The 20,457-nt window shown below is 70.9% G+C and carries 17 protein-coding genes and 2 pseudogenes; 8 read left to right on the top strand and 11 right to left on the bottom strand.

The window, feature by feature from the left end; translation table 11 throughout:
- Window positions 1-9: 9 nt before the first annotated feature.
- From StrepF001_RS32975 to StrepF001_RS32955, 5 genes and pseudogenes are all read left to right on the top strand, one after another.
- The gene (locus StrepF001_RS32975) at window positions 10-969 is read left to right on the top strand and encodes an ABC transporter permease (protein WP_129801852.1); all 960 of its coding nucleotides are present in this window, start codon (window positions 10-12) and stop codon (window positions 967-969) included.
- Entirely contained in the window at window positions 969-2,951 is a 1,983-nt protein-coding gene (locus StrepF001_RS32970) for a dipeptide/oligopeptide/nickel ABC transporter permease/ATP-binding protein (RefSeq protein WP_129801851.1), read from the top strand. The genes StrepF001_RS32975 and StrepF001_RS32970 overlap by 1 nt, the downstream gene beginning before the upstream one ends.
- Window positions 2,948-3,970 carry an ABC transporter ATP-binding protein gene (locus StrepF001_RS32965; protein ID WP_129801850.1) on the top strand — a complete coding sequence of 341 codons (1,023 nt, stop codon included), beginning with the start codon at window positions 2,948-2,950 and terminating at the stop codon, window positions 3,968-3,970. The genes StrepF001_RS32970 and StrepF001_RS32965 overlap by 4 nt, the downstream gene beginning before the upstream one ends.
- A pseudogene (locus tag StrepF001_RS32960) lies at window positions 3,967-4,901 on the top strand (dihydrodipicolinate synthase family protein). Before StrepF001_RS32965 ends, StrepF001_RS32960 begins: the two are co-directional and overlap by 4 nt.
- Before the next feature lie 115 nt (window positions 4,902-5,016).
- Complete coding sequence (locus tag StrepF001_RS32955) at window positions 5,017-6,420, top strand: FG-GAP-like repeat-containing protein (protein WP_129801849.1); 1,404 nt, start codon at window positions 5,017-5,019, stop codon at window positions 6,418-6,420.
- Between the two features lie 120 nt (window positions 6,421-6,540).
- On the opposite strand, the gene StrepF001_RS32950 is transcribed toward StrepF001_RS32955, so the two are convergent.
- From StrepF001_RS32950 to leuA, 3 genes are all read right to left on the bottom strand, one after another.
- Window positions 6,541-7,737 (bottom strand): sialidase family protein, encoded by a 1,197-nt coding sequence (locus StrepF001_RS32950; RefSeq protein WP_129801848.1) that lies wholly within the window; start codon window positions 7,735-7,737, stop codon window positions 6,541-6,543.
- 113 nt (window positions 7,738-7,850) lie between these two features.
- On the bottom strand, window positions 7,851-8,546 hold the full coding sequence (locus StrepF001_RS32945) for a TerB family tellurite resistance protein (RefSeq protein WP_129801847.1): 696 nt from the start codon (window positions 8,544-8,546) through the stop codon (window positions 7,851-7,853).
- A gap of 316 nt (window positions 8,547-8,862) precedes the next feature.
- A complete protein-coding gene (gene leuA, locus StrepF001_RS32940; RefSeq protein WP_129801846.1) occupies window positions 8,863-10,584 on the bottom strand; it encodes a 2-isopropylmalate synthase in 1,722 nt (573 codons plus the stop codon).
- 319 nt (window positions 10,585-10,903) lie between these two features.
- Between leuA and StrepF001_RS32930 the strand changes: the two genes are divergently transcribed.
- The 3 genes from StrepF001_RS32930 to StrepF001_RS32920 are packed head-to-tail and all read left to right on the top strand — an operon-like array spanning window position 10,904 to window position 13,661.
- On the top strand, window positions 10,904-11,977 hold the full coding sequence (locus StrepF001_RS32930) for a M4 family metallopeptidase (RefSeq protein ID WP_129801845.1): 1,074 nt from the start codon (window positions 10,904-10,906) through the stop codon (window positions 11,975-11,977).
- Between the two features lie 21 nt (window positions 11,978-11,998).
- Window positions 11,999-12,265: a protealysin inhibitor emfourin gene (locus StrepF001_RS32925; RefSeq protein ID WP_129801844.1), complete on the top strand. Its 267-nt coding sequence runs from the start codon at window positions 11,999-12,001 to the stop codon at window positions 12,263-12,265.
- 46 nt (window positions 12,266-12,311) lie between these two features.
- Window positions 12,312-13,661 (top strand): GH1 family beta-glucosidase, encoded by a 1,350-nt coding sequence (locus tag StrepF001_RS32920; protein ID WP_129801843.1) that lies wholly within the window; start codon window positions 12,312-12,314, stop codon window positions 13,659-13,661.
- 3 nt (window positions 13,662-13,664) lie between these two features.
- On the opposite strand, the gene era is transcribed toward StrepF001_RS32920, so the two are convergent.
- The 8 genes and pseudogenes from era to StrepF001_RS32880 form a co-directional block, all read right to left on the bottom strand.
- On the bottom strand, window positions 13,665-14,618 hold the full coding sequence (gene era / locus StrepF001_RS32915; protein WP_165396431.1) for a GTPase Era: 954 nt from the start codon (window positions 14,616-14,618) through the stop codon (window positions 13,665-13,667).
- Between the two features lie 156 nt (window positions 14,619-14,774).
- Window positions 14,775-15,223 (bottom strand): annotated as a pseudogene (locus tag StrepF001_RS32910) (hypothetical protein).
- A 196-nt stretch (window positions 15,224-15,419) separates the two neighbouring features.
- Window positions 15,420-15,773, bottom strand: a complete 354-nt coding sequence (locus StrepF001_RS32905; protein ID WP_129801841.1) for a cytidine deaminase — start codon at window positions 15,771-15,773, stop codon at window positions 15,420-15,422.
- A gap of 35 nt (window positions 15,774-15,808) precedes the next feature.
- Complete coding sequence (locus tag StrepF001_RS32900) at window positions 15,809-16,168, bottom strand: MmcQ/YjbR family DNA-binding protein (protein ID WP_129801840.1); 360 nt, start codon at window positions 16,166-16,168, stop codon at window positions 15,809-15,811.
- Window positions 16,165-17,469 (bottom strand): hemolysin family protein, encoded by a 1,305-nt coding sequence (locus StrepF001_RS32895; protein ID WP_129801839.1) that lies wholly within the window; start codon window positions 17,467-17,469, stop codon window positions 16,165-16,167. Before StrepF001_RS32895 ends, StrepF001_RS32900 begins: the two co-directional genes overlap by 4 nt.
- The gene (gene ybeY / locus StrepF001_RS32890; protein WP_129801838.1) at window positions 17,466-17,963 is read right to left on the bottom strand and encodes an rRNA maturation RNase YbeY; all 498 of its coding nucleotides are present in this window, start codon (window positions 17,961-17,963) and stop codon (window positions 17,466-17,468) included. Before ybeY ends, StrepF001_RS32895 begins: the two co-directional genes overlap by 4 nt.
- A 12-nt stretch (window positions 17,964-17,975) precedes the next feature.
- Complete coding sequence (locus StrepF001_RS32885; RefSeq protein WP_129801837.1) at window positions 17,976-19,049, bottom strand: PhoH family protein; 1,074 nt, start codon at window positions 19,047-19,049, stop codon at window positions 17,976-17,978.
- Between the two features lie 180 nt (window positions 19,050-19,229).
- Window positions 19,230-20,411 (bottom strand): PfkB family carbohydrate kinase, encoded by a 1,182-nt coding sequence (locus tag StrepF001_RS32880; RefSeq protein WP_129801836.1) that lies wholly within the window; start codon window positions 20,409-20,411, stop codon window positions 19,230-19,232.
- Between the last annotated feature and the right edge of the window lie 46 nt (window positions 20,412-20,457).

The raw sequence follows: 20,457 nt of genomic DNA, 5'->3' as shown, positions 1-20,457 counted from the left end.
AGTTGGTCCGTGGTCGCCATCGTCAGGATTCTGGCCCGCCGTATCGCCCTGCTCGTGCCGCTGATGCTCGGCATCGTGCTGTTCGTGTTCCTGGTGATGCGGTTCTCGGACGTCGACCCGGCGTCCGCGTTCTTCCAGGGCGCCAACCCGACGCCCGAGCAGCTGCACGACTTCCGCGAGGAGCACGGCCTGCTCGACCCGCTCCCCGTGCGCTATGTCGCCTTCGTCGGCGACCTGCTGCACGGTGACATGGGCACCAGCGCGCTGACCCGCGGCGAGGTGATCGACCAGGTCATGACCGCGCTGCCGCTGACCATGCAGCTGACCTTCCTCGGCCTGGGCATCGCGGTGGTGCTGTCGCTGATCGGCGGGGTGACCGCGGCGATCTACCGGGACCGGCTGCCCGACCAGATCATCCGGGTCGTGTCCCTGACCGGCGTGGCCGCGCCCGGCTTCTGGCTGGCGCTGCTGATGATCCAGTACCTGGCGGTCGACCTGGGCTGGTTCCCGACCGGCGGCTACATCAATCCGGCGGACTCCTTCACCGGCTGGCTGAAGACCATGACATTGCCCGCCCTCGCCCTGTCGCTGCCCGTCGCCGCGCAGCTGACCCGGATCGTGCGGACGGCCGTCGTGGAGGAGCTGGACAAGGACTACGTACGCACCGCGATCGGCAGCGGACTGCCGCCGCGGGTCGTGGTCGGGCGGAACGTGCTCAGAAACGCGCTGATCAATCCGCTGACCGTGCTCGGGCTGCGGGTCGGCTATCTGCTCGGCGGCGCGGTCGTCATCGAGACGATCTTCTCGCTGCCCGGCATGGGCAAGCTGATGATCGACGCCGTGAAGAACGGCGACCCGGCCGTCGTGCAGGGCGTCGTGCTGACGACGGCGACCGGCTTCGTGGTCGTCAACCTCGTCATCGACATCCTCTATCTGCTGGTCAACCCGCGACTGAGGGAAGCGGCCTGATGTTCACGCGCAAGAGCCTCACCCAGGCGCTGACCCGCCCCGGCGTCCGGCTGCGCGGCTGGCGCCGGCTGCCGCTGCTGTCGAAGGTCGCCGTCTGCTTCCTGGCGCTGGTGGTGCTGGTCGCGGTGTTCGCGCCGCTGCTCGCGCCGTACGACCCGCTGGAGCAGCTGCCGCCGGTCGACGGCACCGGGCATCCGTCCGCCGAGCACTGGATGGGCCAGGACAGCCTCGGCCGGGACATCCTCAGCCGGCTGATGTACGGCGCCCGCTGGTCGCTGGCGATCGGGCTCGGCGCCACCGCGCTGGCCCTGGTCGCTGGTTCGCTGATCGGTGCGGTGGCGGCCACCTCCCGCAAGGCGGTGGACGAGACGCTGATGCGCTGTCTGGACGTCGTGATGGCGTTCCCGGGGATTGCGCTCGCCGCCGTCCTGGTCGCCGTGTTCGGCGGTGGGATCACGGTGCTGATCTGCGCGATCGCGTTCCTGTTCACGCCGCCGGTCGCCCGGGTCGTACGGGCGAACGTGCTGGATCAGTACGGCGAGGACTATGTGACGGCCGAACGGGTCATCGGCGCCCGCACCCCGCACATCGTCCTCAAGCACGTCGCCGTCAACTGCGCGGCGCCGGTGCTGGTGTTCTGCACCGTGCAGGTCGCCGAGGCGATCGTCTTCGAGGCGTCGCTGTCCTTCATCGGGGCGGGCGTGAGGCCGCCGGACCCGTCGTGGGGCAGCGTCATCGCGGACGGCAAGAACATGGTGCTGACCGGCGGCTGGTGGGCGACCGTCTTCCCCGGGCTGCTGATGCTGGTCACCGTGCTGTCGCTGAACATCCTCTCGGAGGGCGTGTCGGACGCGTGGGCGGCTCCGGCGGCGCGGGATGTGGAGGTACGCAAGGAGACCGACCACGTGGAGGCCCCCGAGCCCGGCAGCGGCAAGGTCGTCCAGCTCCCCGGTCTGGCCGAGGCCGCCCGCCGGCTCCGCTCCCGCGCCCGCCCGCTCCCCGACGGGCAGCCGGTGCTCGCGGTCGAGAACCTCGCGATCGGCTTCGACCGCCGGCACCACGGGGTGGACATCGTCGACGGCATCAGTTTCGAGGTGCACGCCGGTGAAGTGCTCGGTCTGGTCGGCGAGTCGGGCTGCGGCAAGTCGCTGACGGCGCTGACCGTGATGGGCCTGCAGCCGGGGGGCGCCCGGGTGCGCGGCCAGGTCCGCTTCAACCAGCGCGACCTGCTCGCCGAGCCGATGCGGGTACGCCGCAGGCTCCTCGGCCACGAGATGGCGATGATCTACCAGGACGCCCTGTCCTCCCTGAACCCCGCGATGACCATCCGCGCCCAGCTCAAGCAGGTCGTACGACGCGGCGGGCACCGCACCCCCGCCGACCTGCTCACCATGGTCGGCCTCGACCCCGACCGCACCCTGCGCAGCTACCCGCACGAACTCTCCGGCGGCCAGCGCCAGCGTGTCCTGATCGCCATGGCCCTGTCCCGCGACCCGAAGCTGATCGTCGCCGACGAGCCGACGACCGCGCTGGACGTGACCGTGCAGGCGCAGATCATGGAACTGCTGCTCAGGCTGCGCGAGGAGCTGGGCTTCGCGCTGATCCTGGTCTCGCACGACCTCGCCCTGGTCGCGGACATCACCGACCGGGTGGTGGTGATGTACGGCGGGCAGATCGTGGAGACGGGTGTGACCGCGGACCTGGTGGAGGCGCCGGCCCACCACTACACGCGCGGACTGCTCGGCAGCGTGCTGTCGCTGGAGTCGTCCCAGGAGCGGATGACACAGATCAAGGGCGTCGTCCCCTCCCCCGCGGACTTCCCGGCGGGCTGCCGGTTCGCGGACCGCTGCCCGATGGCGAGCGAGACCTGCCGGACGACGGCCCCGGACCTGCTGGGCACCCGCACCCACACGGCGGCCTGCCACCATCCGGCGATCCTGCTGGTGACCGAGGGCGAGGCGGAGAGCGAGGTCGTCACATGAGCGCAGTGCTGGAACTCGCCGACGTGCATGTCGTGCACAAGGCCCGCACGGGGGGTGTCTTCCAGCGGGACAAGGTGTACGCCCTCACCGGCGCCGACCTCGCCATCGCGCCCGGCGAGACGGTCGGCGTGGTCGGCGAGTCCGGCTGCGGCAAGTCGACGCTGGCGAAGGTGCTGGTGGGCGTGCAGCGGCCGACGTCCGGGACGGTGTCCTTCCGCGGCCGTGACCTGTGGACCATGTCGGCCGACGAGCGCCGGGCGGCGATCGGCAGCCACACCGGCATGATCTTCCAGGACCCGTCGACCGCCCTGAACCGCCGGCTGACCGTCCGGCAGATCCTGCGCGACCCGCTGGACGTGCACAAGCGCGGTACGGCAGCCCAACGGGAGGAGCGGGTACGGGAGCTGATGGCGCTGGTGGGACTGCCGCGGGCGCTCGCCGACGGGCTGCCCGGCCAGCTCTCCGGCGGTCAGCGGCAACGCGTCGCCATCGCCCGCGCCCTGGCCCTCGACCCCGACCTGGTGGTGGCGGACGAGCCGACCAGCGCCCTGGACGTGTCGGTGCGCGCGCAGATCCTCAACCTGCTGCTGGACCTCAAGGAGCGGCTGGGCCTGGCGCTGGTGTTCGTCTCGCACGACATCCAGACGGTACGGCGGATGAGCGACCGGGTGATCACCATGTACCTCGGCCGGATCGTGGAGGAGGCCCCGGCCGACCGGGTGACGGACCGGTCCAGGCACCCGTACACCCGCGCCCTGTTCTCCGCGACCCCCGGCCTCCTCGACCCCATCGACCCGATCCCGCTCGTCGGACCGGTGCCGTCGGCGACCCGCCCGCCGAGCGGATGCCCGTTCCGTACCCGATGCTGGAAGGCGGACGAGGAGTGCGCCGAGTCGATGCCCGGGATTTCCGTCTCGTCCACCGTCGGGCATCGCTTCCGCTGCCACCATCCGGTGGCGGAGGACCAGCCGACCCGTGAACTCGTCGGCCAGGCGCACCTGTCGAAGGAGCCCAGATGACCCTTCCCACCCCGCTCATCGGTGTCGTACCGCCCGTCTGCACGCCCCTGACACCGGACCGCGAGGTGGATGTGCCCTCGCTGCTCAGGCTGGTCGACCATCTGATGGCCGGCGGGGTGCACGGGCTGTTCGTGCTGGGTTCGACCTCGGAGGCGGCGTATCTGACGGACGGGCAGCGCGAGCGGGTCGTGCGGGCGGTGGTGGACCATGTGGGCGGGCAGCTGCCGGTCCTGGCGGGCGCGATCGACATGACCACGCCGCGCGTACTGGACCACGTGGGCCGGGTCACGGCGGCGGGCGCGGACGCGGTCGTCGCGACCGCCCCCTTCTACACCGCACCCACCCCGCGGAGATCGCCCGCCACTACCGGATGCTCGCCACCGCCTCCCCGGTCCCCGTCCTCGCCTACGACATCCCGTCCGCCGTGCACACCAAGCTCGCCCCCGAGCTGGTGCTGGAGCTGGCCGCGGACGGTGTGCTGGCCGGGCTGAAGGACTCCAGCGGCGACCTCGGCGGCTTCCGCAGGGTCGTCACCGCCGCCCGCACGCACCCCGGCCTCACCGGGTTCACCGCGCTGACCGGCTCCGAGGTCGTCGTCGACGCCGCGCTCGCGCTGGGTGCCGACGGGGCGGTGCCCGGCCTCGCCAACGTCGACCCGCACGGCTACGTCCGCCTCTACCGGCTGTGCCGGGCCGGCGACTGGGAGCGCGCCCGGGCCGAACAGGAGCGGCTGTGCGCCCTGTTCGGCCTGGCCGGTGTCGGAGACCCGGCGCGGATGGGCGGGAGTTCGTCGGCGCTGGGGGCGTTCAAGGCGGCCCTGCATCTGCGGGGGGTCATCGCCTGTCCCGCGACGGCGGAGCCGCAGATCCCGTTGTCGGCGGACGAGGTGGAGCGGGTGGGGAAGTTCCTGGCGGCTGCGGGACTCCTGTGAAGTGAACGTCGGGTGGACTGCGTACAACCATTCGTTTGCGCCGCGGGTCTTGCGGGTGTGCACGAGCCGACCTGACGGCTCGTCACTTCGAAGCACACCCTGAGCAGGAGGCCTTGTGCGCAAACGCACTCTTCGTATGACGGTGGCCACCGCCGTCGCCATGGCGGCGACCGCCGCGATGGCACCCGGGGCACAGGCCGCCCCGGCCGCCGGAACCGCCATCGGCCCGGCGAAGGTCGATTTCAACGGCGACGGTGTCACCGACACGGCCGTGACCGCGTACACCGCGACGGTGGCCGGCAAGGAGGCGGCCGGCTACGTGGCCGTGACGTACGGCGTCCGGTCGACGGGGGTGAAGGCGGCGCACCGGAAGGTCTACCACCAGAACTCACCCGGGGTACCGGGCGGCGTCGATCAGGGCGACCTGTTCGGCACGGCCCTGACGACCGGGGACCTCGACGGCGACGGCTACACCGACCTCGTCGTCGGCTCGTCGTACGAGGACAACGGGTCCCTGTCGGGGGCCGGCCGTCTGACAGTGCTGTGGGGCGGCGCGAGCGGCCTGTCCGGCGGCACCGTCATCAAGGGCACGCGGGCCGACCAGAATCTCGGCGAAGCGCTCACCGCGGGCGACTTCGACGGGGACGGCCACGTGGACCTGGCCACCGGGACCACGGTCGCGTACGGCCCGGTGGACCGGGCGGCCGGGCCGGCCCGCACCGAGGCGATGAACGTCGAGGTCGGCGGCCCGGCGGAGGAGTTGTGGGGCCGCCCCGCCCTCGCCGCGGGCGATGTGAACGGTGACGGCATCGACGACGTGGTGGCCGTCGTCTCGCACGGCTCCGGGGAACTGCCGTACCACGGCCCCCGGCTCGTGCAGTATTTCGCGGGCAGCCGGGCCGGACTGACGCCCGCCCGGACACTGAAGGACGCGAACACCGGCAAGACCCTGGACGGCGGCAGGGCCGTCGCGGTGGGTGACCTCGACAGTGACGGGTACGTCGACATCGTCCTCGGCCGCACCAGCGAGTACGACATGGACGGCACCGAGGACGTCAACGCGCTGGGCGGCGCGGTCGAGATCGTCCGTGGCGGCACCGCTGGTCCGGACACCGCGAGCCCGCGCACGCTGCTCCATCAGGACAGCCCCGGAATCCCGGGCACCGCGGAGGACGAGGACCACTTCGGCGCGAGCCTGTCCCTCGGGGATGTGAACGGCGACGGCCGCCTCGACCTCGCGGTCGGCGTCAGCCGCGAGGGCGTGGGCACCCGGGACGAGGCGGGTTCGGTGACCGTCCTGCGGGGTACCGCGACGGGGCTCACCGGGCAGGCAGCGAAGACCTTCACCCAGAACACGCCGTCGGTGCCGGGCAGCGCCGAGGCGGGGGACGTCTTCGGCACCGCCGTACGGCTGGCCGACACCAACGGCGACGGCCGCGCGGATCTGTACGTGGGGGCTCCGGGGAGAACGCGGGCGCGGGCGGGGTCTGGGTGCTCCCTGGTGGAGCCACGCAGGTGACCGGCACCGGCTCGGTCTCATTCGGCGCCGGGTCGCTGGGCACCGCCGCGGGGGAGGCCCAGCTCGGCAGGCGTTTCAACGGCTGACGGGCACCCGGGCGGGGAACCGGCTGCCGGTCGGTCAGGTCAGCGAGCCGACCGGCAGCCGGCGGAACTCGATCGTCTCGTAGGTGCCCGTCACCCCCGTCTCGTACAGGATGCCGACCGTGTTCCGGCCGAGGCGTACGAGGTCGGAGTAGGCGGCCCGCTGCTGGGACAGGGTGAGCGCCTTGGTGAAGGTCGTGCCGCCGTCCGTGCTGCGCCAGATGGCCATCGCCTGACGGGCGGTGGGCACGGACGGACCGGAGAACAGCAGCCCGGCGCCCGGGTGGTGCAGGACGCTGCCCTGCACGATCGGCACGTCGTCGAGGGTGGGCTGGACGGTGTACGGCCGTTCCAGGGAGACCGCCCCGTCTCCGGAGTGACTGTCGAGACGGTTGCCGGCGCTGGTGCCGTGCTGGTCGCGGGCGGAGAAGTAGATCCTGCCGTCGGGGAGTTGGGCGGCCGCGGACTCGTTGGCGTTGTTGTGGCCGTCGTAGGAGTCGTCGACGAAGCCCAGCCGCCAGGTGCGGCCGCCGTTGTCGCTGTAAAGGGCGTGGGCGCCGTAGTACCGGGGTTCCTCGCCGGTGTCGGGGGAGCCGGCGGGCGGGGCGGCGGAGTGGTTGGCGGGGACCACCAGCCGGCCCTTGTGCGGGCCCCGGGTGAGGGCGATCGCATGGCCGGGGCCGGTGGCGTACCAGCGCCAGTCCGGCCGTTTCACCGCCGCCGTGATCTCCTGCGGGCGGGTGAAGTGGCGCCCGTCGTCCAGGCTGCGCTGCACGAACACGCGTCGGCTCTGAGCGGGCGTCACCTCGCCGCGCATGATCTGCGCCTCCGTCACAGCACCGCTGTTGTAGGACGTCAGCAGCACGACCGCGCCGGTGCCCGGGTCGACGACCGGCGCCGGGTTGCCCCGCGTGTCGCCGTCCCCGGCGGCGACGACCGTCAGCGGGCCCCAGGTGCAGCCGCCGTCGGTGGAGCGGCGGACGACCACGTCGATGTCGCCGGAGTCACCGGCACCGCCGCGCCGGCCCTCCGCGAAGGCGAGGACGGTGCCGCGCGGGGTGCTGACGGCGGCGGGGATGCGGTACGTGTCGTAGCCGCCCTCCCCGGAGACGTACGGGACGGAGGACGTGCACCGGCCGGCGGCGGAGGCCGGCGTGGGCGCGGTGAGCGAGCTGAAGGCGACGGGGGTGAGGAGTGCTGCGGCGGTCAGGAAGGCGCGTCTCGGACGTGGCATCTCAGGGACCCCCCAAGGACGGTGACCGGTTGTCGGTCACATCGTCCCAGGAGTCACCTGCCCCGACTCGTAGGCCACGATGCCCAGTTGGGCCCTGCGCCTCGCGTTCGCACTCAGGACGGCGTCCGCGCTGCCGCCAGCAGACGGCTCACCTCGTCCGACGTGATGGTGAGGGCGGCGCCCACGGTGGTGAGGACCTCGCGTTCGGCGGGGGTGTAGGGGCCGTCGGCCAGGGCGATGCGGGCGCCCTGGAGAAGGATCGACTCGCGGCCGGCCGGGGCGAGGTGCGGGGCGAGCGGGTCGAGGGCCTCGTGCAGCTCTATGGCCAGCCCCGGTCCGCAGGGCGCCCCGAAGACCCGTCCGGTGTCCGCGGCCAGCGCGTCGACGAGGGCGCCCAGCTGTTCCTCGGTGCAGTCCTCGAAACCGGCCGCACGCACCGTGCCGGCGGCCGTGGTGAGCGACGTACGGGTGCGGGTGCCGCCTGCGGCGAGCACCGCGAGGGCGACGGTGTGCACGGCGTCGCGGAGCATTGCCGAGAAACGGCTGGTGGTCGGATGGTCGAGGACGTCGGCACCGAAGTGGCGCCGGCAGGCCGCGCACTCCACGACCGGCCCGGTGTTGCCGCGCGGCAGCACCGGCAGGCCGAGCAGGATGAAGCGGCGGCGGCCGGTCAGCCGCTGGTAGTTGCGGTCGCCTCCGCAGCCGGGGCAGAAGAACTCGCCGTCGCCGACGGCCGTCCATGCGGTACGGGTGCCCAGCATGCGCGAACGCCTGGTGGCACGGCCGTTTCGTCCCCGTCCTGGCAGCACGTCGCACCTCCGTAACCCCACGGCAACGTCGCCGCGCTTGCGTGATGTTAGCCACACCACGGACGCGGAGTCAGTACCCCGGACGAGACCTTTCCGTGACCTGCACAGGTCAATGGCCGAAAACCGACGGGCTCCGCCCACCGGTACCGGCGGGCGGAGCCTCTGAACCCCGGTTGGGGCAGCGCCCTGAAAGGGGCGCGGGGCTGTGTCTGTATGCGGCTCCGCGGCGTGGGCGCGACCAGCCACAGGAGCGCCGCAGAAGACCGACAACCGATCGCGGCACCCCCATCGCGGCCCAACCCAGCGGAGCGACCCCTCAGCGAGCCGTCCGGTTGACGGCCGAGACGACCGCCTTCAGCGAGGCGCGCGTCGTGTTCGCATCGATGCCGACGCCCCACAGAACCTTGCCGTCGATGGCGCATTCGATGTAGGAGGCGGCCTGCGCGGAGGCGCCCTCGCTCATCGTGTGCTCCTGGTAGTCCAGCAGCCGGACGTCGACGCCGATGCCCTGCAGTGCGTGGAAGAACGCGGAGATCGGGCCGTTGCCGGTGCCGACCAGCGTCGTCTCGACGCCGTCGACCTCGGCCTCCACGGTCAGCGTGTCCACGCCGCCCCGGTCGGTCGTGGACTGGCCGTTCTTGACCTGGATACGACCCCAGGGGTTCTCCGCGTTCGGCAGGTACTCGTCCTGGAAGGTCGCCCAGATGTCCTTCGGCGTGACCTCGCCGCCCTCGGCGTCCGTCTTCGCCTGGATGATCTTCGAGAACTCGATCTGCATCCGGCGCGGCAGGTCCAGCTTGTGGTCGTTCTTCAGGACGTACGCGATGCCGCCCTTGCCGGACTGCGAGTTGACGCGGATGACGGCCTCGTAGGAGCGGCCGACGTCCTTGGGGTCGATGGGCAGGTACGGCACCGCCCACTCGATGTCGTCGACCGTGACGCCCTTGGCCTTCGCGTCGGCCTCCATGGCGTCGAAGCCCTTCTTGATGGCGTCCTGGTGGGAGCCGGAGAAGGACGTGTAGACCAGGTCGCCCACGTACGGGTGGCGCGGGTGGACCTCCATCTGGTTGCAGTACTCCCACGTACGACGGATCTCGTCGATGTCGGAGAAGTCGATCTGCGGGTCGACGCCCTGCGAGAACAGGTTCATGCCCAGGGTGACCAGGTCGACGTTGCCGGTGCGCTCGCCCTGCCCGAACAGGCAGCCCTCGACACGGTCGGCGCCGGCCATCAGCGCCAGCTCGGCCGCCGCGACGGCGGTACCGCGGTCGTTGTGCGGGTGGATCGACAGGCAGACGTACTCGCGGCGGGAGAGGTTGCGGCCCATCCACTCGAAGCGGTCCGCGTGCGTGGAGGGCGTGGAGCGCTCGACGGTGGCGGGCAGGTTGAGGATGATCTCGCGGCCCGGGCCGGGCTGGTAGACGTCCATGACCGCCTCGCAGACCTCCAGCGCGAAGTCCAGCTCGGTGTCGGTGAAGATCTCCGGCGAGTACTGGTAGCCGAACTCGGTCTCGGGGCCCAGCAGCTTCTCGGCGTACTCCATGACCAGCCGGGTGCCGTCGACGGCGATCTGCTTGATGTCGTCCCTGGAGCCACGGAAGACGACCCGGCGGAACACCGGGGCGGTGGCGTTGTACAGGTGGACGGTGGCGCGGCGTGCGCCCTTCAGGGACTCGACGGTCCGCTCGATCAGGTCCTCGCGGGCCTGGGTGAGTACGGAGATCGTGACGTCCTCGGGGATGGCGCCGGGATCCTCGATGATCGACCGTACGAAATCGAAGTCGGTCTGGCCCGAGGCCGGGAAGCCGACCTCGATCTCCTTGTAGCCCATCTTGACCAGCAGGTCGAACATCGCGCGCTTGCGCACCGGCGACATGGGGTCGATCAGGGCCTGGTTGCCGTCGCGCAGGTCGGTGGAGAGCCAGCGGGGGGCGGCGGTGATCCGGTTCTCGGGCCAGGTTCGGTCGGGGATGTCGACCTGTTCGTAGCGGCCGTACTTGTGGATCGGCATGGAACTGGGCTGCTGGCGGTTCGCCATGATGCGTGGGCTCCTCAAGGTGTCCGGAAGGACGGCCGACGACGCAACGCCAAGCTCCGCGGGGAGGGAGTCGGCCTCGACTACAGGCCCTCGCCGCGGCAGCTAAGAAGAAGCAGCCCGAAACGCATGATGCGCAGCATGCTAGCCGAGCTCTTCCGGATGCGGGGGTCCGTATCAGTATGCGGGACCAGAAGAACAAACGGGACAAAAAGTGCGCTATACCACTTGGGGCCGGTCGGCGGGGCACCTTGTCGGCACATTTCACCAATCATGGTTGCACGTAGTGACAGTTGCATAACTCAGTGCAAGGGTGCCGGGCATGACGACCAACGGGGGCTTCACGCCCGTCTTCTGCACCATCGTTCCACCGCACGTCCTCGACCAGCTCGCCCAGGCCGAGGACCCCGCGCTCTCCGGCCCCGCCCGCCAGACCCTGCAGCGCGACGCCTACGAGCGCACCCGCCGCCGGCTGACCACGGTCCTCGGCGCGCCCGCCGCCGCCCCGCCCGCCGAGGCCGCGGCCGACAAGCCGCACCGCACCATCTACGACGCCCGGCACAAGACGGACCTGCCTGGAAAGAAGGTCCGCGGCGAGGGCGACGAGCCCGGCAAGGACGCCACGGTCAACCGTGCCTACGCCGGCCTCGGCGCCACCTTCGAGCTGTTCCTGAAGGCCTTCGAACGCAACTCGATCGACGGCAACGGCCTGCCGCTCGACGCAACCGTCCACTACGACGAGCAGTACAACAACGCCTTCTGGAACGGCGAGCAGATGGTCTTCGGCGACGGGGACGGCGAGATCTTCCTGGACTTCACCATCCCCATCGACGTCATCGGCCACGAACTCGCCCACGGCGTCACCCAGTACACGGCCAACCTCACCTACTTCGGCCAGCCCGGCGCCCTCAACGAGTCCGTGTCGGACGTCTTCGGCTCCCTCATCAAGCAGTACACGCTCGGCCAGACCGCCGCCGAGGCCGACTGGCTGATCGGCGCCGGACTGCTCGCCCCGCGCGTGTCGGGCGTGGCCCTGCGCTCGATGAAGGCGCCGGGCACGGCGTACGACGACGATGTCCTCGGCAAGGACCCGCAGCCCGGCACGATGGACGACTACGTCAGCACCGGCCGCGACAACGGCGGCGTCCACATCAACTCCGGCATCCCCAACCACGCCTTCTACCTCGCCGCCACCGCACTCGGCGGGCACGCCTGGGAGCGGGCGGGACAGATCTGGTACGACGTGCTGACCGGGGGCGAGCTGAAAGAGAAGGCGAACTTCACGGAGTTCGCCACGCTGACCGTCGCTGCCGCGAAGGCACGGTACGGCGACGGCGGCGAGGAGTTCCAGGCGGTGCTCAAGGCCTGGGAACAGGTGGGGGTGCGCACCCTGTAGTTCCGTACTAGACAGGTCCCCATGCGTATTCAGGTGAGGCGCACGGGCGGATTCGCGGGCATCGAGCGGCACGCCGAGGTGGACACCTCGGGGCGGCCCGACGCCCAGGAGTGGCACGCCCTGGCCGAGCGCGCGGTCGCTTCCGGCCGGGGCGCGCCCCCCGTCGGGGTGCCCGACGGCTTCAGTTACCAGATCACCGTGGACGGGAACACCGTGTACTGCGCGGATCCACGGCTGACGGAGGAGCAGCGCAGGCTGATCAGCCGGGTGCTGAAGGAAGGTGCGTAACTCGTTGTTCCCCCCTGCCCGTTGACTTCCGTTACCGGCGGTACGGATGATCCGGCGCATGGCGATCGATGAGCGCGGTGCGACGAACCCGATACCTGAGTTCCCGGCGTTCCCCGACACCTTCCTGTGGGGCGTGTCCACCTCGGCGCACCAGATCGAGGGGGCGGCGGACGAGCGCGAGCCGTCCGTGTGGGACGTCTTCACGGCCGAGCCGGGACGGGTGAAGGACGGCTCCACCGCGGCGGTGGCCTGCGACCACTACCACCGCTACCGCGAGGACGTCGCCCTCCTGGCCGGCCTGGGCGTGGACGCGTACCGCTTCTCGGTCTCCTGGCCGAGGACGGTCTTCGCGGGCGGGCGGGGCCTCGACTTCTACGACCGTCTGGTGGACGAGCTGTGCGCGGCGGGCGTACGTCCGGTTCCGACCCTCTTCCACTGGGACCTGCCGGTCACGCTCGACTGGCTGGACCGGGACACGGCGACACGGTTCGCGGAGTACGTGTCGGTGGTCGCGGAGCGGCTCGGTGACCGGGTGACGAAGTGGATCACCCTCAACGAACCTGCCGAGCACACCCTGTTGGGCCACGCCCTGGGCGCCCACGCCCCCGGCAGGCAACTCCTCTTCGACGCCCTCCCGGTCGCCCACCACCAGCTCCTGGCGCACGGTCTGGCAGTGCGCGCCCTGCGCGCGGCCGGCGCCTCGGACATCGGGATCGCCAACTCGCACGGACCGACCTGGCCGGCCTCGCAGGACAGCGCCGACGTGGCGGCGGCGGACTTCTACGACGTACTCCTCAACCGGCTGTTCGCGGACCCGGTCCTGCTCGGTGAATACCCGGCGGGCATCGGCGAGTTGATGCCCGGGGACGTCGAGGCCGACCTGAAGGTGATCGCCGAGCCGGTCGACTGGTACGGCATCAACTACTACGCGCCGACCAGGGTGGGCGCACCCCAGGGCGCGGAGATCGAGTTCGGCGGACTGACGATGCCGGCCGACCTCCCCTTCTCCGTACGGCAGATCGAGGGCGTCCCGGTGACGGACTTCGGCTGGCCGGTCGTCCCGGAGGCCCTGACCGAGCTGCTCACCGGCTTTCGTGAGCGCTACGGCGACCGGCTCCCGCCCCTCGTGATCACCGAGAACGGCTGCTCGTACGAGGGGATCGACGACCAGGACCGGATCGCCTACCTGGACGGGCATGTGCGGGCACTGCACCGGGCGCTGGCGGCGGGCGTGGACGTGCGCGGCTACTTCGTGTGGTCGCTGCTGGACAACTTCGAGTGGGCGGAGGGTTACGCCCGCCGCTTCGGCCTGGTCCATGTCGACCGGGAGACGCTGGAGCGGACTCCGAAGGCGTCGTACGCCTGGTTCCGGGACCTGCTGCGGGCGCAGAGGTGACGGTCAGAAGCCCAGTTTGCGCAGCTGCTTCGGGTCCCGCTGCCAGTCCTTGGCGACCTTGACGTGGAGGTCCAGGAACACCGGCGTCCCCAGCAGGGCCTCGATCTGCTTGCGGGACTTGATGCCGACCTCCTTCAGACGCTTGCCCTTGGGGCCGATGATGATGCCCTTCTGGCTGGGGCGTTCGATGTAGACATTGGCGTGGATGTCCAGCAGGGGCTTGTCGGCGGGACGGTCCTCCCGGGGGAGCATCTCCTCGACCACGACCGCGATGGAGTGCGGCAGCTCGTCGCGGACGCCCTCCAGCGCGGCCTCGCGGATCAGCTCCGCGATCATGACCTGCTCGGGCTCGTCGGTCAGATCACCCTCGGGGTAGAGGGCCGGGCCCTCGGGCAGCAGCGGAACAATCAGGTCGGCGAGCAGGCTCACCTGCTTGTCCCCGACCGCCGACACCGGCACGATCTCCGCCCACTCGAACCCGAGCTCCTTTCCGAGCTGGTCGATCGCGATGAGCTGCTCGGCGAGCGTCTTGCTGTCGACCAGGTCGGTCTTCGTGACGACCGCGATCTTCGGCGTCTTCCTGATCGACGCCAGCTCCTTCGCGATGTACCGGTCACCGGGACCGATCTTCTCGTTCGCGGGCAGACAGAAGCCGATCACGTCCACCTCGGCCCACGTCGTGCGGACGACGTCGTTGAGCCGCTCGCCGAGCAGCGTGCGCGGCTTGTGCAGACCCGGGGTGTCCACCAGGACCAGCTGGGCGTCGGGCCGGTGCACGATGCCGCGCACGGTGTGCCGGGTGGTCTGCGGCTGGTTCGCCGTGATCGCCACCTTCTGCCCGACCAGAGCGTTCGTGAGGGTGGACTTGCCCGCGTTGGGGCGGCCCACGAAGCAGGCGAAGCCGGCCCGATGGACAGTGTCGGCCGGCTGCTCGGATGACGGGGTGCGAACGCTCATGCCGCCCATTCTCCCTGATCGTCGACGCCCCGCCGCACACCTGCCCGTACGACCTCACGGGCGCGGCCCCGACGCCTGCCGGGCGAGGGGGCCGCGCAGCGCACTGTTCCGGTCTCAGCCGATCGTTCCCAGCCGATCTTTCTCAGTCGATCGTTCTCAGTCGAACACGAACGGGCCCGGGGACTGCGGTCCGGTCGCCGTGCAGGTGATGGTGATGCCGAAGACGTCATCGAGCGACCGCCGAGGCTCCAGGTGTCGGGAGGTGCGCACGGCGAGGTGACGCTGGTGCGGCAGCCGCGGTTCTCGGTGCCGGTGAAGGCGGTCGTGCCGCCGCTGCCCTTCACCAGGGTGAGCGTGGACGCGATCGAGTCCTCGCCGAGCGCGATCGGCGCGGTGATCGCGGAGGACGTGAGGGTCATCGTGGCGGCGGTGCCGTTCTGGGTGGCCGTGAGCGTGGCCTCGCCGCCGCCGAAGGTGCCGCAGTCGGCGGTGATCGTCGCCGACTCCGGGGCGACGGCCACGGCGGCGGGCGCGAGGACGACGCCGGTGACCGCGAGGGCCCCGACCGCCAGTGCCGCACCTGTTGCTGTGCGCTTGCCTCTCATGGGGATCCGGCTCCCTTCCCGTGTCTGGGAATGCCATGTGGGGATGGACGGGAGATACGCCGACGGACCACCCGGCAGCGGGGTGCGGGCACGCTGCGCGAGCATGAATCTGACGGTCCGTCGGAACTTACGAGTCCATTGATACGCGAGAGGCGTGGGACGGCAAGGTTGAATTCCGGCCTACCTTCCGGAGACCTCAGCCTGCGGAAACGGTCAGCCGCACAACCCCATCAGGCCCGGCCACCAGCACGGGCGTCTCCGAGCCCCCGAGGTCCCGTACGGCCGCCCGGTCCTCCGCGGACGCGGACTCCGCCTCGGTGACGACCGCCGCCGCCTCCAGCGACTTCGCCCCCGACGCCACCGCCATCGCCACCGCCGTCTGCAGGGCACTGAGCTTCAGCGAGTCCAGGGCGACGGTCCCGGCGACATACGTACGCCCCGTCTCGTCCCGTACGGCAGCCCCCTCGGGGACGCCGTTGCGGGCCCGGGCCGAGCGGGCCAGGGTGACGATCTTGCGGTCCTCGGGGTCAAGCGCGTTGGTGTCGGTCATGCCCTGAGCATACGAAGCCGTACGGACCGCCCGGCTCAGGGGCGGTCGAGGCGGAGCCGCTCGGCGCGCGGCAGACCGGCCACGACCAGGTCGTAGGAGTCCTCGATGAGCTCCCGGACCAGACGGTCCGGGAGTTCGCCGTCGACGGTGACGGTGTTCCAGTGGCGCTTGTTCATGTGGTAGCCGGGGATGATCAGCCCCGGGTGATCGCTACGCAGCCGGACCGCGTCCTCGGGGTCGCACTTGAGGTTGACCGTCAGGGGGCGGTTGTCCATCCAGCTCAGGGCGAACATCTTGCCCAGCACCTTGAAGACCGAGATCTCCGGGCTGAACGGGAAGTCCTCGACGGAGGCGTTGAAGGACAGACAGAACGCGCGCAGCTCCTGGGGCGTCACTCCGGCCTCGTCTCCTCCGGCGCATCCGCCGGGATCACCGGCTCCACCAGCACGGTCACGATCTTGTTCCGGCGCCCGGCCGCGGCCTCCGCGGTCAGCCGCAGCTCCCGGCTGTCGGGCAGTTCGACGACGGAGGAGGCCCCGGCGATGGGCACCCGGCCGAGGGCCTTGGCGAGCAGCCCGCCGACGGTCTCCACGTCCTCGTCGTCGTACGCCTCCAGCCCGTACAGCTCGCCGAGGTCGCCGATGTCGAGGCGGGCGGTGACCCGGTAGCGGTCCTCGCCGAGGGGTTCCACGGGCGGGAGTTCACGGTCGTACTCGTCGGTGATCTCGCCGACGATCTCCTCGAGGATGTCCTCGATGGTGACGATGCCGGCCGTGCCGCCGTACTCGTCGATGACGACGGCGACGTGGTTGCGCTCCTTCTGCATCTCGCGCAGCAGGTCGCCGGCGTTCTTGGTGTCCGGCACGAAGGCGGCGGGCCGCATGGCCGTCGAGACCAGCTCGGACTCGGCGTCCCGGCTGATGTGCGTCTTGCGGACCAGGTCCTTCAGATACACGATCCCGACGATGTCGTCCTCGCTCTCGCCGGTGACCGGGATGCGCGAGAAGCCGGACCTGAGCGCCAGGGTGAGGGCCTGGCGGATGGTCTTGTAGCGCTCGATGACGATCAGGTCGGTGCGCGGCACCATGACCTCGCGGACCAGGGTGTCGCCCAGTTCGAAGACCGAGTGCACCATACGGCGCTCCTCGTCCTCGATCAGGGACTCCGCCTCGGCGAGGTCGACCAGGGCGCGCAGCTCCGCCTCGGAGGCGAAGGGCCCGCGCCGGAAGCCCTTGCCGGGGGTGAGCGCGTTGCCGATGAGGATGAGCAGGGACGGGATCGGGCCCATGATCCTGGCCAGCGGCACCAGGACGTACGCCGCCGCGGTCGCCGTGTTCTGCGGGTGCTGGCGGCCGATGGTGCGCGGGGAGACACCGACGGCGACGTACGACACCAGGACCATGACCCCGATCGCGACGACCAGGGCCTCCCACGTCGCGTCGAACTCCGTCAGACAGGCGTACGTGACCAGCGCACCGGCGGCCATCTCGCAGGCGACGCGGACCAGCAGCGCCACGTTGAGGTAGCGGGTCGGGTCGGCGGCGACCTGGGCGAGCTTGGCACTGCCGCGCCGCCCGGACCGTACGGCCTCCTCGGCGCGGAAGCTGGAGACACGCGCGAGGCCTGCCTCCGCGCAGGCGGCGAGCCAGGCGACGACGACCAGGGCGACGGCGCCGGTGACGAGCGGGAGGCTCATGACACGGTCGGGGCCGGGGACGGGCCGGTCAGGCCCTTCTCCCCGCGCCAGCCGTCCACAATGGCCGCCTGGAGGCCGAACATCTCGGCCTTCTCGTCGGGTTCCTCATGGTCGTAGCCGAGCAGGTGCAGCACACCGTGGACGGTGAGCAGCTGGAGCTCCTCGTCCATGGTGTGCTGCGTCGGTGCCTCGGCGCCCTGCTTCGCGGCGACCTCGGGGCAGAGCACGATGTCGCCGAGGAGGCCCTGCGGGGGCTCTTCGTCGTCCTTGGACGGCGGGCGCAGCTCGTCCATCGGGAAGGACATGACGTCGGTGGGCCCCGGCAGGTCCATCCACTGGATGTGCAGCTGCTCCATGGCGTCGGCGTCCACGACGATCACCGAGAGCTCGGAGAGCGGGTGGATGCGCATCCGTGCGAGCGCGTAGCGGGCGATGTCGAGGATCGCCTGCTCGTCGACCTCGGTTCCGGATTCGTTGTTGACGTCGATCGACATGGTCGTGCTGGTCTACTTCCCCTTGGAGCCCTTGGCGCCGGTCTTGCCACGGCCCTTGTGCGTGCCGTTCTCCGTGCCGTACTTGTCGTCGTACTTCTCGTACGCGTCGACGATACGGCCCACCAGCTTGTGCCGGACGACATCGTGGGACGACAGGATCGAGAAGTGGACGTCCTCGACGCCCTCCAGGATCTCCCGCACCTGCCGCAGACCCGACTTCGTGCCGTTCGGCAGGTCGACCTGCGTCACATCACCCGTGATCACGATCTTCGAGTCGAAGCCGAGGCGGGTGAGGAACATCTTCATCTGCTCGGGGCTCGTGTTCTGGGCCTCGTCCAGGATGATGAAGGCGTCGTTGAGCGTACGGCCGCGCATGTAGGCGAGCGGCGCGACCTCGATCGTCCCGGCGGCCATCAGGCGGGGGATGGAGTCCGGGTCGATCATGTCGTGCAGCGCGTCGTAGAGCGGGCGCAGATAGGGGTCGATCTTCTCGTACAGGGTGCCGGGCAGGAAGCCGAGGCGCTCGCCCGCCTCGACCGCCGGGCGGGTCAGGATGATGCGGTTGACCTGCTTGGACTGCAGGGCCTGCACCGCCTTGGCCATCGCGAGGTAGGTCTTGCCGGTGCCGGCGGGGCCGATGCCGAAGACGATCGTGTGCTTGTCGATCGCGTCGACGTACCGCTTCTGGTTGAGGGTCTTGGGGCGGATCGTGCGGCCGCGCGAGGACAGGATGTTCTGGGTGAGCACCTGGGCCGGGGTCTCCTCCGGGCCCTCCCCGTTCTCACTGGCCCTGAGCATGGCGATCGAGCGTTCCACTGCGTCCTCCGTCATCGGCTGCCCGGTGCGGAGCACCAGCATCATCTCGTCGAACAGGCGCTGGATGAGGGCGACTTCCGCCGCGGGTCCGACCGCGCTGATCTCATTGCCCCGGACGTGGATGTCGGCCGCCGGGAAGGCCTTCTCGATCACGCGCAGTAGGGAGTCGCCGGACCCCAGCACCGTCACCATGGGGTGCTGGGCGGGGACGGTGAACTGTGCTCTCGCCTGCCCCTGCGCGGGGGTGTGAGCTGTGGGTGTCTGAGTCATGGGCCGGCGCTTAAGGCCTGCACGTCCTCCTCGATACGACTCGCCTGCCACAAGGGCGGCCTGGCGATTTCCAGGGTACGCCGAGGGACTGACATCGCCGTAGGCCTTTTCGCTGCGCTGTACGGCACACCGGGGCCGGGACGCCGGTGCCGGACCGACCGGCTTCGAGACCGGCCGGCGTCAGACCGACCGGCCGAAGCCGATCGTCGGGACCGCGCGACGCAGCGGCCACGGTCGGGCGGTGGCGGGGATCAGGGTCTCCAGGAACGCGTACCGGCGCAGCGCCGCCGGGTCCTGGTCGTCGAACGACTGCACCCGGCGCCACCAGGCGCCGATCTCGGACCAGCCCGGGGCGGACAGGGAGCCTCCGAACTCCTGCACGGAGAGGGCTGCCGTGAGGCCGGCGAAGGCGAGGCGCTCGGCCAGCGGCCAGCCGGCGAGGGTGCCGGTGACGAAACCGGCCACGAAGACGTCACCCGCGCCGGTGGGGTCCAGCGCCTCCACGTCGATCGCCGGAACCTCGGCGCTTTCCCCGGTGCGCCGGTCCACCGCGTACGCCCCCTCGGCGCCGAGGGTGACCACGGCGACCGGTACGTGCTCGGTGAGGGCCTGCGCGGCGGCGCGCGGGCAGGCGGTGCGGGTGTAGCGCATCGCCTCCTCGGCGTTCGGCAGGAACGCCTCGCAGTGTTCGAGGTCGGCGAGGCCGGCCAGGTCCCAGGCGCCGGTGTCGTCCCAGCCGACGTCGGCGAAGATGCGGCTGCCCCTGCTCGCGGCCTGCGCGATCCAGGGGGCGCGCTTGCCGGGGGTGAGCGAGGCGACGGCGGCACGCGCGCGTGGGGGGCACGGAGGCAGGTCTGCGCCCGGAGGGCGTCGTTTGAGGGCAGTGGCGGGCGATGGGTGGGACGGCTCCTCGGGGGGCGGTTCGTGGCCGTGGGAGACCATCGTGCGTTCGCCCTCGTACGCCATCGATACGGTGACCGGGGAGTGCCAGCCGCGCACCGTGCGTGACGGAGTGAGGTCGATGCCCTCGCCCTGGGCCAGGGCATCCCAGCAGTAGTCGCCGTAGTGGTCGTCGCCGAAGGCCGCCGCGAGGGACGTCCGCAGGCCGAGCCGGGCCAGCGCGGTCGCCATGTTGGCGACGCCGCCGGGACTCGACCCCATCCCCCGCGCCCAGGTCTCGGTCCCGCGCACCGGGGCGGAGTCGAGCCCGGTGAAGACGATGTCGAGGAAGACCGTGCCCGTGAGATAGACGTCCCAGGGCGGGTCGTCCGGCGTGCGCACGGCGGCCAGGGGGTCGACATGGGCGTGGCAGTTCGATCCGAGTGCGACGGGCGTCGGCCCCTCTCCGGTGGACGCGGTCACGGTGCGCTCCCTGACGTGGTGCTGATCTGGCCAGTGTGCACCACAC

It is taken from the genome of Streptomyces sp. F001 (assembly GCF_004187715.1).
Classification (GTDB): domain Bacteria; phylum Actinomycetota; class Actinomycetes; order Streptomycetales; family Streptomycetaceae; genus Streptomyces; species Streptomyces flavusporus.
This window is presented reverse-complemented; position numbering and strand designations above follow the sequence as displayed.